This is a genomic window from Mesorhizobium abyssinicae (assembly GCF_049887195.1).
GTDB lineage: Bacteria > Pseudomonadota > Alphaproteobacteria > Rhizobiales > Rhizobiaceae > Mesorhizobium > Mesorhizobium abyssinicae.
The window spans coordinates 186,382-200,795 of sequence record NZ_JARAKC010000010.1 but is presented as its reverse complement, the minus strand read 5'-3'; the positions used below and the strand labels follow the sequence as shown (position 1 = coordinate 200,795).

The window sequence follows — 14,414 nt, the reverse complement described above, 5'->3', positions numbered from 1 at the left end:
GACCCTCGCTCTCCCACGGGCTTCAAGGCCCAAAGATGCTCCGGTCTCTCGTCCGCCACCGCACCTGCTGCAATAGCAGAGTCGGCAAGGGACAAGTTACAAGGATGCCGGCAGGCAGGTGAGGGGCGGCACTGCCGCCCAGTGGGTGCAAATTCAAATCTGGAGCGACCGCCCTTGCGGCGCCGGCCTCTGCAAGCCGACGCCCGATCTCAGAGGGAGCCGAGCTTGCCCAGGTCCTTCGCCACAAGGTAGTAGAACGTCACCCGGCTCTTGGTGTTGTCGGCGGCCATCGCCTTGCAGACCTTCTCGATCGCACCATCGGCCTTCTTGGCGTCGGCGACGCCGAGCTTCTTGGCGGCCCAGTTCTCCCGGACGCGTTCCAGTTCCTTCGGGTCCGTGCAGGACACCAGCGAGGAATCGCGGTTCCTCAGCGCGATGCCCAGGTGCTTGACGATCTTCTCGACCGCGTCGGCGCTGGCGCCGGCGTCGTACTTCTTCACATCCGCGAGATAGTCGGCCATCAGAAAAATCCCCTCGTCGGCGCCACGGATCCTGTCGATGAGGCTTGTGGCGCTCTACGCAATCTGTGCGCTAGGTAGCAACTCCTCACCGGTGCAAAGCTTCGGTTGAGCGCGCCGGCAAGTCAACCCATTTTGAGATAGGGACAAAGCCCCATTCGGCCTTTCAATTTCCGTGATCGGCCCCTATATTCGTTTCGTCGGCTTGACCGACTATGGCGATAAACAGGCGATGCAATAAGCCGTTCGGACCCGGGGGCGGTACCCGGCGCCTCCACCAAAAACCGCTCTTGTCGAAAGAGCGGCTTTTGCTGGGGGCGAAATAGGATCGACGAAGGTGTAAAGATCGTACTTTTGCCCGGCATTGTACCACCGTCATCGGGCTAAACTTATAGTTGCCAACGACAACTATGCGGAAGCTCGTCTCGCTGCGTAATGCAGTGCGAACGCTTCAAATCAAGCCCTAGAGGTTCGCACTTCTAGGCGGGGTTCGGAGGTACCTGGCAACAGAAACCTCCACTTTCTCCCCTCTTCCATTTTTCTGCAGCGGCATTTTTTGCGCCTGGCACGGGGCTACGACCTGGTGCCGTTTGCTCGTTCCCATCGCGGAGCGATTGCGCTTCGTTGCCGAAGCGGCCGGTTTATGCAAAACATGAAAAAGGCCGGGCGAGCCCGGCCTTTTTGTTGCGATTTCGAGCGTTGCTTACTCGGCCGGCGCTTCCACTGTCTCCCGCACGCGGCCGAGCGTGAGCTTGGCCAGCGAGAAGGAAATCACCGCGCAGAGCGTGATGCCGGCCACCATCGGCAGCGGCGTGCCGTCGAAGAACAGCCCGGCGACACCCATGGCCAGCGCTCCGATGGCGAAATGCAGCGTGCCCATCAGCGCCGAGGCGGTGCCGGCGATCTCGCCATGCTCTTCCATGGCCAGCACCGAAGTGGTCGGGATGACCAGCCCGAGGAAGCCGTAGCCGACGAAGAGCAGCGCCGCCATCACGTCGAGCCGGTCGACGCCGGAGGCCATGATCGCGAACAGCGCCACCATCGTCGTCGCATAACCGGTCACCGCCACCCAGACGACGCGCTTCAGCCCGAAGCGGTCCGCCAGCATTCCGGTCAGCTGCGACATGCCGATGAAGGCAACCGCGTTGATCGAGAAGAACACGCTGTAGACCGAAGGCGACAGGCCGTAGTGGTCGATCAGAATGAAGGACGAGCTCGACAGATAGACGAAGAAGCTGGCGATGCCGAAGCCGGCGATCGCCACCAGCCCGAGGAAGTTGCGGTCGCCCATCAGGTAGCGGTAGCCGGACAACGCCGTGCCGAAGGAGGAGCCGGCGCGCTCCTCGACGGAGCGCGTCTCCTTGAGCGACGTGGCAAGCAGGATGGTGGCGAGCGCCGCCGCACCCGTCACGGTCCAGAACACGGCGCGCCAGCCGAAGCTCTCGATGATCTGGCTGCCGGTCAACGGCGCGAGAATCGGCGACACCGAAAACACCAGCATCAGCAATGACATCAGCTTGGCCGCCTCGTTGCCGGTGTGCAGGTCGCGCACGATGGCGCGCGGAATAGCCATGCCGGCGCTGGCGCCGAGGCCCTGCAGGAAGCGGAAGGCGATCAGCCATTCGATGGTCGGCGCCATCGCCGAGCCGATGCCGCCGATCATGAACAGCGCGAGGCCGCCATAGAGCGGCAGCTTGCGGCCGACCATATCGGAAATCGGACCGACGAGGATCTGGCCGAACCCCATCGACAGGAAGAAGATCAGCAGGCTCATCTGCACCGCCGAGGTGCCGGCGTGCAGATCCTCGCCGATCGACGGCAGGGCAGGAAGATACATGTCGATGGCGAACGGGCCGATGGCGGACAACAGGCCGAGCACGACCGCGATGCGGAGGAATTTGGGACTCATGGTAAGGCTTCTTTCGGATCTGGCTGCCGCCGCGAAGGCGGCTCTAACCCAGGACGTTCCATCCCGTGACATTCCGACATCCCAGAGCGAACTTGTTCGTCTCTTGAGCGAACCTATTCGTCCATCCGGAGCGAAATGCCTTTGTTCTATGTCCACAAAATTAGACACTCTTGTCCAAATCGTCAATCACCGCTATATAGATTTTTATGAAGCCCGGCGCCTCTCCTGACACTTTCCCGCCACGCAGCCACGAGGCAAAGCGCATTTCGGTTGTCGAGGCCGCTGCCTCGGTTTTCTGCCGCGAAGGATTTGCCGGCGCCAATATCGACCTGATCGCCGCCGAGGCCGGCGTATCGCGCCAGACCGTCTACAACCACCATGGCGACAAGGAAAAGCTCTTCATCGCCGTCGTGCGCGACCTCACCGAGCGCTGCAACGCCGGCATCTTCGCCACCATCGCCACCTTCCCCGACCAGCCCAGCGACGTCGAAGCCGATCTTGTCGGCTTTGCCGTGCGCATGAACCGCAACTGCATCTGCAACCGTGACGGCAGGTTCCTGCGCAAGCTGATCCAGGCCGAGGGCGAACGTTATCCCGAGCTTTTCGCCGAATGGCGCGAACAGGGGCCGGGGCGAACCTGGTCGGCGCTTGCCGCCCGCATTGCCCGCCTCGCCTATGCCGGCCACCTGTCGATCGACGACCCGGACGTGGCGGCGCGCCAATTCCTTGCCCTCGTCAACGCCGAATTGCAGATAAGCTTCATGCTCGGCGGCACACCGACGGAGGAAGAGGTGCTGCAATCCGCCGGCAATGGCGTGCGCACCTTCCTGCGCGCCTTCGGCCGCCACAAGGCCGCCTCCCACGCGCCCAGAAAGAGCGTGCTCGTCGGCGCCTGAGCCATCAAATCGTCGGCAAAGAGCCTCGCTTCCGGGAGACCGCGATCTATATGCGGTTTACGCCGCGCTCAAGCTTGATTACAGCTATGCGGACGATTCAACGGAACCCGACCGTCACATGGCCGACGACCACATCCGCTACGACATTCTGGCCCAGGAGGCGTTGCGCGGCGTCATGCGCAAGGTCCTGGCCGAAGTCGCGCGCACCGGCCTTCCGGGCAACCATCATTTCTTCATCACGTTCCTGACCGGCGCGCCGGGCGTGCGCGTGTCGTCGCGGCTGCGCGAGCGCTATCCGGAGCAGATGACCATCGTCATCCAGTTCCAGTACTGGGACCTGAAAGTGTCCGACACCGGCTTCGAGGTCGGGCTCTCCTTCTCCGACGTGCCGGAAAAGCTCGAGATCCCCTTCTCCGCCGTTCGCGGCTTCTACGATCCCTCGGTCAATTTCGAGCTCGAATTCGACGTCAAGACGGACGGCGCAGCCGACGACGAACCGGCGCAGCCCGCGCCCGAGCCGCTGGCCGTCGTCACCGAGAAGAAGCCGGAGACGAAGAAGAAGGCCGCCGCCGAGGCCGACAAGAAGCCCGCCGCCGCGGACGCCGGCAAGAGCGCCGACGTGGTGTCTCTCGACGCCTTCCGCAAGAAATAACACGCCGGACGGTGCGGCATGGGCGACGTCGTCAATCTCCGCCAGGTCCGCAAGCAAAAGGCGCGGACCGAGAAGGAGCGGCAGGCCGGCGAGAACCGTGCCCTGCATGGCCGCTCCAAGGCCGATCGGGACCGCGACCGCCTGGCCGCCGACAAGGCCGAGCACTTCATCGCCGGCCATCGCCGCGAAAAGCCTGGTGATCCAAACGAGAGCTGAGCGCCTCACGTGAGCCCGGTCGAAAAGCGTTCCGTGACCATCCGCGGCCATCGCACGAGCTATTCGCTCGAAAAGCCCTTCTACGACGACCTCGTCACGATCGCGGCGGCGCGAAAGCTGACGCTTGCCGCTCTCGTCGCCGAGATCGACGAAACCCGTCCGCGCGACGCCAACCTCTCCTCCGCGCTCAGGCTTTACGTGCTGGATTGGGCCAAGCGCGGGGCTGGAGTGCCTTAGACAGGGCCCGTCGCGCTGCCCTGTTTCCGGCGACGGGCGCCAAAGGAGAGCAAGGCCGAACGGTCGCGCTCCTCCGCCTGCTTTTTCGACCGGACCCGCATCAGATCCTTCCAGCCGACATAGCCGACCAGGCGCGCATCCTCGCGCGTAACGACGGGAAGATGCGAGATGTTTGCCGTAAGCAGCTTGTCGGACAGGCCCTCCAGATATTCGTCGGGATAGGCAAGCGTCACCTTGCTGCCGGCCAGCAACTCGCCAAGCGTCGTCTTGCGGTGCTTGCCGGCGCGCCGCCAGCGCAGGATCGCCGGCGGATCGATGACGCCAAGCACGTGCCCTTCCCCGGTCACGACGGGAAAGCTCGGGTGCCGCGTCTCCGGCGCGGTCAGGAAGGCGGCGGCGCCATGCAAGGTCATCGTTGCCGGCACGCGTTCGACTTCTGTCGTCATCACCTCGCGCACCCTGGTCAGCGCGAACGGATCGACACGGTATTCGCGCACCAGATGGTGCCCTCGCCGCGCCACCTTTTCGGTCAGGATCGAGCGCTTCATCAACAGCACGGTGACCGCGTGCGCCGTGGCGCAGGCCGCGATCAGCGGCACCAGCATATGGGTGTTGCCGGTCAGCTCGACCGCGAAGAAGGTGGCGGTCAGCGGCGCGCGCATGGTGCCGCCCATGGTCGCGGCCATCGCCAGCAGCGGCCAGAAGCCGGGGGTCGCCTCGGGCAGGATGCCGGCAAGAGCAGCCCCCATCGCCCCGCCCATGATCAGCAGGGGCGCCAGCACGCCGCCGGACGTTCCCGAGCCCAGCGCCACCGACCAGATGATCGCCTTCACCACCAGCAGCGTTAACGCGGCGGCCGCCAGCGTTTTGCCGTCCAGCATGTTGGCGATGTTGTCATAGCCGACGCCGAGCGCCTGCGGCTCGATCAGCCCGCCAATGCCGACCACCAGGCCGCCGAGCATCGGCCACCACATCCAGTGGATCGGCAGTTTCTGGAATGCATCCTCGCAGGCATAGACCATCTGCGTCAGCAATCCCGACAGGAGCCCGGCTGAGATGCCGATCAGCACCCAGCCGGCAAGTCCCGGAAATGTCGCCGCCATGCTGCCCTCGAACGGGAAGATCGGTCCCGGCAGATGCAGCAAAGTGCGCTCGACCTCGGCGACGATGGCGGCGACGGCGACGGGGATGAAACTGCGCGGCGTCCACTCGAACAGAAGCAGCTCGACCGCCAGCATGATGGCGGCGATCGGCGTTCCGAACACGGTGGTCATGCCGGCCGCCGCCCCCGCCACCAGCAGCGTCTTGCGCTCATTGTCGCTGACCGGCAGCGTCTGCGCGATCAGCGAGCCGATGGCGCCGCCGGTCATGATGATCGGACCTTCGGCGCCGAACGGCCCGCCCGAGCCGATCGAGATCGCCGACGACAACGGCTTCAGGATCGCCACCTTGGCGTCGAGCCGCGAGCGCCCGAGCAGGATCGCCTCGATGGCCTCGGGAATGCCGTGACCGCGGATCTTCTCGCTGCCGAAGCGTGCCATCAAGCCGATGATCAGCGCGCCGATCACCGGCACGATCACGGCGGCAAGCCCAAGCGGCGTGTCCTCGAGCCTGAGTTCGGCGAGCGAGAACTGGCCGAAATAGGCGATGTTGGTGGCGAGCCGGATGAGCTTCAGCAGCGCAATGCCGGCAAACAGCCCCGCCGTGGCGACCACGACGGCGATGGCCGCGATGAGAAGCACCCGCGCGTCGGTTGTGAAGTCGCGGAGATGGCCGTTTCCGGCATGAGCGGATTTCATTTTGGAGCCCAGCTTTCTGGTTGTCGGGCCGCTATCTATCGTAACACGATATAAATGTACAAGGCCGATTTGCGACGAAAAACAGTTTGAGCTTTTGCCGGAAACGAACAAAGGTCGGCCACGATGCCTTCGCAAAACTCACGCCCCGCCATCAGCCAGGCCGACTATCAGCGGCTGTCCGAATTCCGCTACCTGATCCGGCGGTTCCTCGAATTCAGCCAGGTCCAGGCCAATGAGGCGGGTCTCACCCCGCGCCAGCACCAGGCGCTGCTGGCGATCAAGGGGTTTCCGGGCGCGGGACCGGTGACGGTCGGCGACCTGGCCGAACGCTTGCGCATCCGCCACCACAGCGCCGTGGAACTGGTCGACCGCCTGTGCGAGGCCGGGCTTGTCACCAGGGACCAGGACAAGGATGACCACCGCCGTGTGCTTTTGCGGCTCACCGAGCGCGCCGATGACTGCCTCGCCGAACTGTCGGCGGCCCATCTCGACGAACTCGGACGCATCGAGCCGATGCTAATGCGGCTGCTCAGTCGGCAGGATCGGTGATCGGCCTGAGAAGGTCCGAGGATGGCCTGGCTGGCCGGCCTCGGTCCGCCATCACCCTCCGTCCAGCGACTTCAGCAGATTGTCGATCGTGAACGGGTTGGACTTGGGCTTAGCCGGTGGTGGAGCCGAACCGTCATTGACGCCGGGAAGCGACCCGTCGAGCTTGGGGGCCTGCTGGGCGGCCTTGCGTTGGGCGTCCCGCTTAGCCTTTTCTTCCGAGGCGATGCGCAAAGCCTCTTCGGCCTTTCGCCGCTCTTCCGCGGCTTGCGCTTTGGCCGCATCGTCGGCCGCCTGCTGTTCTGCCCTGGCTTCGGCATCTGCTTTGGCCTTCGCGTCCGCCTCGGCCTGCGCCTTTTCCTCAGCCTCGGCTTTGGCCTTCTCATCAGCTTCGGCTTGTGCCTTTGCCTCGGCTTCGGCCTGGGCTTTCGCGTCCGCCTCGGCCTGTGCCTTTGCTTCAGCTTCGGCCTTGGCCTGCGCCTCCGCTTCAGCCAGGGCCTTCGCTTCGGCTTCGGCTTTCAGCCGCGCCTCTTCTTCCTGCCGGCGCAATTCCTCGGCTGCCCGCTCGCGTTCGGTTTGGAGTGCTGCGTAGTAGCGCACCTCGCGCCGCAGCCGCTGCTTCTCCAACAGCGCCGCCTGCATGGCCTCGACCCGTTGCTGTTCCTTCTCCAGCGCGCGCTGCGTCAGGAACTGCGCCAGCGGCTCGCTGTCGAACTGGCGTTCGGCGGCGCCAAGCGGCCCATCGACGCTGAAATTCACCGCCGGTTCGGAGCCGACCAGCGCCTCATCGCCAGGCCTGTAGGTGATCGCGCCCCTGGCTGTGACGGTGCTGGTGTTGAGGTCTGCCGTGACGTCGGCAGACAGCGACGCTGACGGATTGTCGAGGCTGATCGGCGGCGCCCTGAGGATGCCGCCGGCAATGGTGAAGGCAATATCGGTGTCCTTGGCGGCAAAACTGCCGTTGCCGGCGATCTCGGGCGCGAAGCCGGCGGTCTTGGCCGCGTCGATATCGCGCCCGATGGCATCGGCCTTGTCGATGAAGGCGGCGAAGGCATCGGGGTTCATGCCGGCCACAGTAAGTCCCTTCAGCGCCGCCGTGCCGGAACCCGACAAGGCCGCAACCATCGCATCGAGCGACTTGCCGCTGGTCGACAGCGCCGTCGAGACGTCGCCGCTGCCGCTCAGGCCGGCATTTGGCAGCAGGGCCGGAAGATCGGCGCCGGCAAGCTTCATCTGGCCGGAGAAGAGCCCGGTGCCGTCATTGTTCTTCAGCTCGAACAGGCCGGTCAATGCGCCGCCAAAAAGCTTGGCCTTGAGATCGGAGACACGGATGCCCTCCAGGTCGAGCTTCAGCGACAGCGCCGCGTCATAGGCGGTGGCGAAGGGACCGGCAGCAAGCGCCGCGGTGGTGAGGTCCAGGTCGGCGGTGAACGGCAGGCTGGACTTCTGGCTGAACGGCGCCGTCGGCCAGCCGCCCTTGCCGGCCTGGAAGGACTGGTCGCCGAACAGCGCGACCGCCATCGGATCGAGGTCGAGCTCGTCGAGCGCCAGTGCGCCGGCCAGATGCGGCAGCCCGTCCTTGACGTCGACATTGACGTCGCCGGAAACCGACGCCTCGTTGACGGCGCCGCTGAGCCCGCTCAGCACCAAGAGGCCGTTGCCGAAATCGGCATCGGCGGCGAGCGAGGCCGAGGTGCCGGTTCCCATGCCCGGCAGGCCGACGCCGGTCGTCATCAGCCAGGGCTCGATGTCGGAGGCTTCGAGGCTGACCTTGCCCTTGGCCGACGCGCCTTGCTGCGTATCGGCGACCGTTCCCTCGAAGCTCGCCCTGAAGTCGTCGGCGGTCAGGTTGAAGCTCGTCGCCAGGCCACCGTCGAGCGTGCCCTTGGCGGAGACATCGGTGGTCGCCTGGCCCAGCATGCCAAGCGGCAATGCCGGCAGGCCGTAGAGCGCCAACAGCGCGGTGGCGTCGGCATTCCTGGCGTTGAAGGTCAGCATCACCGGCGCCTCGGCAAGGCTGTCGGCCTTGCCCTTGCCGGAAAGCGATGCCGAAAAGGCCGAGCCGCCGGCCTTGCCTTGCGCGCTCACCGCCAGTCCCGTCGTGCCGTCGCCATTGTCAGCCGCACTCGTCACCACATCGATGCGGGCATCCTGGAGCAGTTCTGGATAGGCGACCGCGCGGGCCGCCAGTCCTTTCAGCAGCTCATTGTCGGGATAGTGCTGCGCCGCCACGTCGACCAGCGGCTTGAGGTCGACGGCGACCACCGAGGCGTCGAGCTTGCCGGTCGGGCTCTCCGGGAAATCCTTGATCCGCCCGGTGGCGCTGATCGAGGCGCCGGCCAGCCCGCTGAGCGACAGCCGGTCGATCTCGAGCAATCCCTTGCGCAGCCGCAGCGCCGTGTCGACGGTGTCGGCCGTCAGCCCGCCGGCGCTCACCGGCCCGGCCTTGATCTGGAAGTCGAGGTCGCGATCGGAAAACCGGTTGGCGCCCTTGTCGCTGACGAAGATCGAGGCGAATGCCGCCAGCCCGTCGACGTCGAGCTCGCCACCCTCCAGCCGCATAAGCACCGAGGGCCTGGCGTCGTCCGGCTGGCTGGAATCGATGCGGCCCGAAAACCTGGCCTTGCCGAGGATCAGTTCGAGATCGCTGAAGGCCTGGCGCTTCTCGCTGAGATCGACCCTGGCCTTGAAGCCGGCGGCCGGCAATCGGCGGATCGCCTCGTCGACGTCCTTGGACAGCCAGGCGGCAAAACCCGAAGGCTGCGCCACGGCAAGCAGCAGCGAGCCGGTGAAGCCGAAATGATCCTCGACGCTGAGCATGCCGTTGGCTTCGAGCGTGGCGCGGCCGGGCAAGGTCGCGGCAATCGACTTCACCGACCAGCCGCCTTCGGCCGGTTCGGCCGAGAGATGCACGTCCCGCACCGTCGTGTCGCCGGCGACCACGGCCGGCAGTCTCACCTCGACCGTGCCGGGGATGGTCGGCTTCGGCATATGCAGAAGCGCCTGCTCCAGCGCATTGACGCGCTGGTCGAGCGTTACGCCGGCGACGGCAGCGGCGCCGACGGCTTCGTCGAACTGCACCTGCGCACCGTTGGCCTCGATCGAGAAGCGCGGGTTCAGCCCGAGCTCGACCGAGGCTTTGCCGTCGGCGGTGTAGGGATTGTCGAGCGGTCCGGTTTCGAAGCGGAACTCGTCGAAGGCGAGCTTCTGGTGATCGAGCGAGAACTTGCCGTTGAGGCGGAAGCCCGGGTCCGGCTTGCCGGCCGAGACCTTCACCGTCTCGCCATCGGTGCCGCGCAGCTCGGCCGAATTCCTGTCGTTGCCGGAGATCTTGAACTGGCCGGAATAGGCGACGGCGCCCTTGACGAGGCCGGCATTGCCGTCGGTCTCGATGACCAGCGGATAGGCGTCCGGATCGGCCTTCAGCCGCAGCCGCATCTGGCCATTGCCTTCGGCCCTGCCGGTCGAGGCGGTGACATTGGTGCGCAGGCCGTCGAGCTTGAGCGTTCCATCCATCCGCCATGGCCCGGCGAGCGACTTTGCCGAGACGGTCGAATTGATCTCGGAAATCAGGTGGCTGCGCCCGCCGGCGGCATGGCGCAAGGCGACCTCGCCTTCCGTCACCGTCAGCTTCTCGATCGCGATCTGGTTGAGGTCGAAGGGCGCGGTCGGCCGCATCGCCCAGTCGACCGTGCCGTCGGCGGCGATGTCGATCGTCGCCTTCGGACGCACCAGCCGCATGTCGAAGATCAGCACCTCGCCGCGCAGGAAGGGGGCCAGCTCCGCATCCATCGAGAAGGTCTCGACGGTCATTGCCGGCTGGCCTTCGGGACCGCCGGCAACCGAAACATTGGAGAAGGTGACCGAAGGAAACGGCAGCAGCCTGGCCGTCGCATCGCCCTCGACGGTAACCTTGCGGCCGAGGATGGCGCTCGCCTCGCGCTCGAAATCGGCGCGGTAGCCCGCCCAGTCGATAAAATACGGCACCACCAGCGCCGCGCACAGCACCAGCACGAACAGGCCACCGAAGATCACGAACAGGCGTGCGAGCATCAGCACCAGCGATCGTTGAAAGTCAGCTGCACTGTACCCGCATCAGCGTGTCGATAAAGAGGCAATTCGGCTGCGTCCTCGGCAAGCAGGGACAACGGCGCAAGCTGGGGGGACAGTCCGCCGCGTCAATGCCGCGCCGCTTCCATCAGGGCGGACAAGACCGCACCCTTGCAAAGGCTGATCAGGAATTTCTTCGCAACGAACTCGATGGTCGAGTCGTGGAACGTCAGGATGAAATGCCGATAGTCCGAAAACAGCTCAGGCATGTGGGATGGATGAACCCGATTGGCCTTTTCCAGGGAGGCGATCCAGGACGAGTTGAAGACTTCGAACGCAGAATATGGCTGCAGGCCGAGACCATAGAGCCGATGCCCGCTGATGGCTTCATCGTTCGGCGGACCGAATTGAAGCGCCAGGTATGGTTCCACCGTCAGGATTGCGACGGATTGATCGCCTGTCGCGGGCGAAACCGAGCGCGGGTTCGTGCCATCGAACGAAGGATCCGGAACGTTGGCGAGATAGGCAATCAGCAATCGCTCTTCATCCGCGAAGACATGCGGCAATCGCGCGCCGGCCGATGACGGCGGCATCTCGACCGGCAGCAGGGCCTCGGCCGCCGACATGACTAGTGACCAACACGGGGCAAGATCTTGCCAGGGTTCATGATGTTCAGCGGATCGAGCGCCTGTTTGATCGTCCGCATGATGTCGACGCCATGGCCAAGCTCGTGGCGCAGGAAGCCGATCTTGCCCTGGCCGATGCCGTGCTCGCCGGTGCAGGTTCCTTCCATGGCGATGGCGCGCATGTTGAGCCGCGCGACGAATTTTTCCGCCAGCGCGATTTCCTGCGGGTTGTCGACATCCATCAACACCAGCACGTGGAAGTTGCCGTCGCCGGCGTGGCCGACGATCGGCGCGATCAGGCCCATCTCGGCAATGTCGGCCTCGGTCTCGGTGACGCATTCGGCAAGCCGCGAGATCGGCACACAGACATCGGTCGACAGCCCCTTGGCGCCGGGCCGCAAGGTCAGCGACGACCAATAGGCGTCGTGCCTGGCCTTCCACAGTTTCGTCCGCTCCTCGGCCACGCTGGTCCACAGGAACGGTCCGCCGCCATTCTCCTCGGCGATCATGCCGAAGGTCTCGGCCTGCTCGGCGACACCGGCATCGCTGCCGTGGAATTCGACGAACAGGCACGGGCCTTCCGGGTAGTCGAGCTTGGAATAGTTCTTCATCGCCCGCATCTGCAGCGCATTGACCAGTTCGATGCGTGCCACCGGAATGCCCATCTGGATCGTGGCGATCACCGTCTTGCAGGCCGCCTCGAGGCTGGGAAACGGGCAGACGCCGCCCGAGATCGCCTGCGGGATGCCCTGCAGCCTCAAGGTCAGCGCAGTGATGACGCCGAGCGTGCCCTCCGAGCCGACCAGCAGCCGCGTCAGGTCGTAGCCGGCCGAGCTCTTCTTCGCACGCTTGCCGGTGGTCACCGCCTCGCCATCGGCCATGACCGCCGTCAGCGACAAAACGTTCTCGCGCATCGTGCCATAGCGCACGGCATTGGTGCCGGAGGCCCGCGTCGCCGCCATGCCGCCGAGCGAGGCATTGGCGCCGGGGTCGATCGGGAAGAACAGGCCGGTGTCCCGTAGGTGCCGGTTGAGGTCCTCGCGCGTCACGCCTGGCTCGACGGTGCAGTCGAGATCCTCGGGATTGACCGCGAGAATCCGGTTCATGCGCGAGGTGTCGATCGAAATGCCGCCGCCCGGCGCGTTGGTGTGGCCTTCGAGGGAGGAGCCGACGCCGAAGGCGATCACCGGCACCCGGTGCGCGGCACAGGCGCGCACGATCTCCTGCACCTCGGCCGTGCTCTCCACGAAGGCGACGCCGTCCGGCGCCTGCGTCGGGATGTAAGTGGTGGTGTGCGCATGTTGGGAGCGGACGGCCTGGCCGGTCTGGAAGCGCTCGCCGAGCGTCTGCTTGAGGATGCCGAGAACCGCGGCAATGCCCTCCTCGTTGCGCTCGACGGGATTGAGGTCGCTCAAAGCCATGATTCACTCCGCGAATGGACCAGCCGCCGCCCTTGCTGTGCGGTTATGGATGCGTAGTCTCGCGACCCACGCCCTGTCCAGCGATCAGGAAAGGAAAACAAGATGTCGATGCCCGCCCCCTTCATTTCCCGCGCCATGGATATCGAGAAGGACTGGATCGACTATAACGGCCATCTCAACATGGCCTATTACAACGTGCTGTTCGACCGCTGCTCGGACGACGCCTTCGAGATGATGGGCATGGGGCCGAACTACGCCAAGGAGCGCCGCCTCACAATCTACACGGCGGAAGTCCATGTCTGCTACGTGCAGGAGCTGCATCTGGAGCACAAGGTCCAGGTCTCCTTCCAGCTCATCGACCATGACGAAAAGCGCCTGAGAGCCTATCAGGAGATCCGCCATGTCGACGGCTGGCTGGCCGCCACCTCCGAGACGCTTTCGCTGCATGTCGACATGTCCGGGCCGAAAGTGGCGCCCTTCCCCGCCGACGTTCTTGCCAGGGTCGAGGAGATGCGCGCTGCCCACGCCGCGCTGCCGATGCCGGAGCGCGCCGGCCGCTCGATCGGCATCAAACGCAAGAGCGCTTGAAGCGCCCCAGCGCGCACGTTAACCTTACCAAGGTTTTAACGTGAACAAGCCGATTGAGTCGTTGAACGACTCAGCGGAGCGTTTGAAAACCACCGTATCGGGTTGGCGATACGGGGCGGCGGGCAGAGGCGGTTCGAGGAACGTGCATGAAAACCGACATCAAGGTCGAGGTGGAACGGCTGGCGGCCGATCCGCGCATCACCGACTATGATTTCTGGCGCTCGCTCAAGAACGTCAACAACGAGATCTTCCACATCGCCAACAACAACGAGCCGATCCCCTTCGACATGATCCGCTGGCGCGCCATCCTCAAGCAGGCGCGGCTGAAGCGCGGGCATTTCTGACCTACTGCCGATCCCTGGTTGCGGCCTCTGGAGCAATTCCAGGAAAAGTGCGTAGCGGTTTTCCGTCCGGAATTGCGTCAAAACAAATAGTTGGAGCGGGTCAGCGATTCTGAGAGGCGCCGAACCGCTCCAGCGGCGAGCGCGGCGCCACCGGCGACGATTGGATGATCGCCGTGTTGGTCATCGCGTAAGGGATGATCCTGTCGATCACCCGTTCGAGCTCTGCCATCGAGCCGACATGCGCCAGCGCGATGAAGCAGTCCTCGCCGGTCACCCTGTCGCACTGCGCGATTTCCGGCAGCTCGCGGATGATGTCGGCGACGACGGCAAGCTGACCCGGCACCGGCCGGATGCGCAGCCATGCCGACAGTTTCATGCCGAGCGCGGCCGGATTGATCCTGACCGTGTAGGCCTCGATCACGCCGTTCTCCTGCAGCTTTCTGATCCGCTCCGCCACGCTCGGCGCCGACAGGCCGACGGCGCGCGCCAGCTCGGCCGTGCTGGTGCGCGCGTCCTTTTCGAGCAGGCGCAGGAGCTTCAGGTCGGCGGCATCGAGGTCCACGTTTTCGTTTCGAAGGCGTTTCAAGGTAGTCTGCCTTGCTTTCAAGAATA

The 14,414-nt window shown here is 65.0% G+C and carries 14 protein-coding genes and 1 other RNA gene; 8 read left to right on the top strand and 7 right to left on the bottom strand.

Annotated features, from left to right (window positions below):
* Positions 1-209: 209 nt before the first annotated feature.
* Positions 210-521: a DUF2853 family protein gene (locus PU724_RS22195; RefSeq protein ID WP_127283645.1), complete on the bottom strand. Its 312-nt coding sequence runs from the start codon at positions 519-521 to the stop codon at positions 210-212.
* Between the two features lie 157 nt (positions 522-678).
* On the opposite strand from PU724_RS22195, the gene ssrA reads away from it, so the two are divergent.
* Positions 679-1,039: a transfer-messenger RNA gene (gene ssrA, locus PU724_RS22190) on the top strand.
* A gap of 182 nt (positions 1,040-1,221) precedes the next feature.
* Here ssrA and PU724_RS22185 read toward each other — a convergent pair.
* Entirely contained in the window at positions 1,222-2,427 is a 1,206-nt protein-coding gene (locus tag PU724_RS22185) for a multidrug effflux MFS transporter (protein ID WP_127283644.1), read from the bottom strand.
* 206 nt (positions 2,428-2,633) lie between these two features.
* On the opposite strand from PU724_RS22185, the gene PU724_RS22180 reads away from it, so the two are divergent.
* The 4 genes from PU724_RS22180 to PU724_RS22165 all read left to right on the top strand — a co-directional run bounded on the left by PU724_RS22180 (position 2,634) and on the right by PU724_RS22165 (position 4,428).
* A complete protein-coding gene (locus PU724_RS22180) occupies positions 2,634-3,323 on the top strand; it encodes a TetR/AcrR family transcriptional regulator (RefSeq protein WP_354423627.1) in 690 nt (229 codons plus the stop codon).
* A gap of 118 nt (positions 3,324-3,441) precedes the next feature.
* On the top strand, positions 3,442-3,975 hold the full coding sequence (locus PU724_RS22175) for an SspB family protein (protein WP_127283642.1): 534 nt from the start codon (positions 3,442-3,444) through the stop codon (positions 3,973-3,975).
* Positions 3,976-3,993: 18 nt separating this feature from the next.
* On the top strand, positions 3,994-4,191 hold the full coding sequence (locus PU724_RS22170; protein ID WP_127312106.1) for a DUF4169 family protein: 198 nt from the start codon (positions 3,994-3,996) through the stop codon (positions 4,189-4,191).
* Between the two features lie 9 nt (positions 4,192-4,200).
* Positions 4,201-4,428, top strand: a complete 228-nt coding sequence (locus tag PU724_RS22165; protein WP_292174333.1) for a ribbon-helix-helix domain-containing protein — start codon at positions 4,201-4,203, stop codon at positions 4,426-4,428.
* On the opposite strand, the gene PU724_RS22160 is transcribed toward PU724_RS22165, so the two are convergent.
* Complete coding sequence (locus PU724_RS22160; protein ID WP_354423629.1) at positions 4,425-6,227, bottom strand: chloride channel protein; 1,803 nt, start codon at positions 6,225-6,227, stop codon at positions 4,425-4,427. The two genes, PU724_RS22165 and PU724_RS22160, sit on opposite strands and share 4 nt — an antisense overlap.
* A gap of 123 nt (positions 6,228-6,350) precedes the next feature.
* Here PU724_RS22160 and PU724_RS22155 point away from each other — a divergent pair, with 123 nt between their 5' ends.
* Positions 6,351-6,776, top strand: a complete 426-nt coding sequence (locus tag PU724_RS22155; RefSeq protein WP_354423631.1) for a MarR family winged helix-turn-helix transcriptional regulator — start codon at positions 6,351-6,353, stop codon at positions 6,774-6,776.
* 51 nt (positions 6,777-6,827) lie between these two features.
* Here PU724_RS22155 and PU724_RS22150 read toward each other — a convergent pair whose 3' ends face one another.
* The 3 genes from PU724_RS22150 to PU724_RS22140 all read right to left on the bottom strand — a co-directional run bounded on the left by PU724_RS22150 (position 6,828) and on the right by PU724_RS22140 (position 12,870).
* Positions 6,828-10,826 (bottom strand): AsmA family protein, encoded by a 3,999-nt coding sequence (locus PU724_RS22150; RefSeq protein WP_354423632.1) that lies wholly within the window; start codon positions 10,824-10,826, stop codon positions 6,828-6,830.
* Between the two features lie 125 nt (positions 10,827-10,951).
* Complete coding sequence (locus tag PU724_RS22145; protein WP_354423633.1) at positions 10,952-11,449, bottom strand: hypothetical protein; 498 nt, start codon at positions 11,447-11,449, stop codon at positions 10,952-10,954.
* A gap of 2 nt (positions 11,450-11,451) precedes the next feature.
* Positions 11,452-12,870: an FAD-binding oxidoreductase gene (locus tag PU724_RS22140; RefSeq protein WP_354423635.1), complete on the bottom strand. Its 1,419-nt coding sequence runs from the start codon at positions 12,868-12,870 to the stop codon at positions 11,452-11,454.
* Positions 12,871-12,972: 102 nt separating this feature from the next.
* On the opposite strand from PU724_RS22140, the gene PU724_RS22135 reads away from it, so the two are divergent.
* Positions 12,973-13,458, top strand: coding sequence for a thioesterase family protein (locus PU724_RS22135; protein ID WP_127393620.1), 486 nt, complete (start codon positions 12,973-12,975; stop codon positions 13,456-13,458).
* 146 nt (positions 13,459-13,604) lie between these two features.
* Positions 13,605-13,802, top strand: coding sequence for a hypothetical protein (locus PU724_RS22130; protein ID WP_126053941.1), 198 nt, complete (start codon positions 13,605-13,607; stop codon positions 13,800-13,802).
* Between the two features lie 100 nt (positions 13,803-13,902).
* Here PU724_RS22130 and PU724_RS22125 read toward each other — a convergent pair whose 3' ends face one another.
* The gene (locus PU724_RS22125; RefSeq protein ID WP_354423638.1) at positions 13,903-14,388 is read right to left on the bottom strand and encodes an Lrp/AsnC family transcriptional regulator; all 486 of its coding nucleotides are present in this window, start codon (positions 14,386-14,388) and stop codon (positions 13,903-13,905) included.
* Between the last annotated feature and the right edge of the window lie 26 nt (positions 14,389-14,414).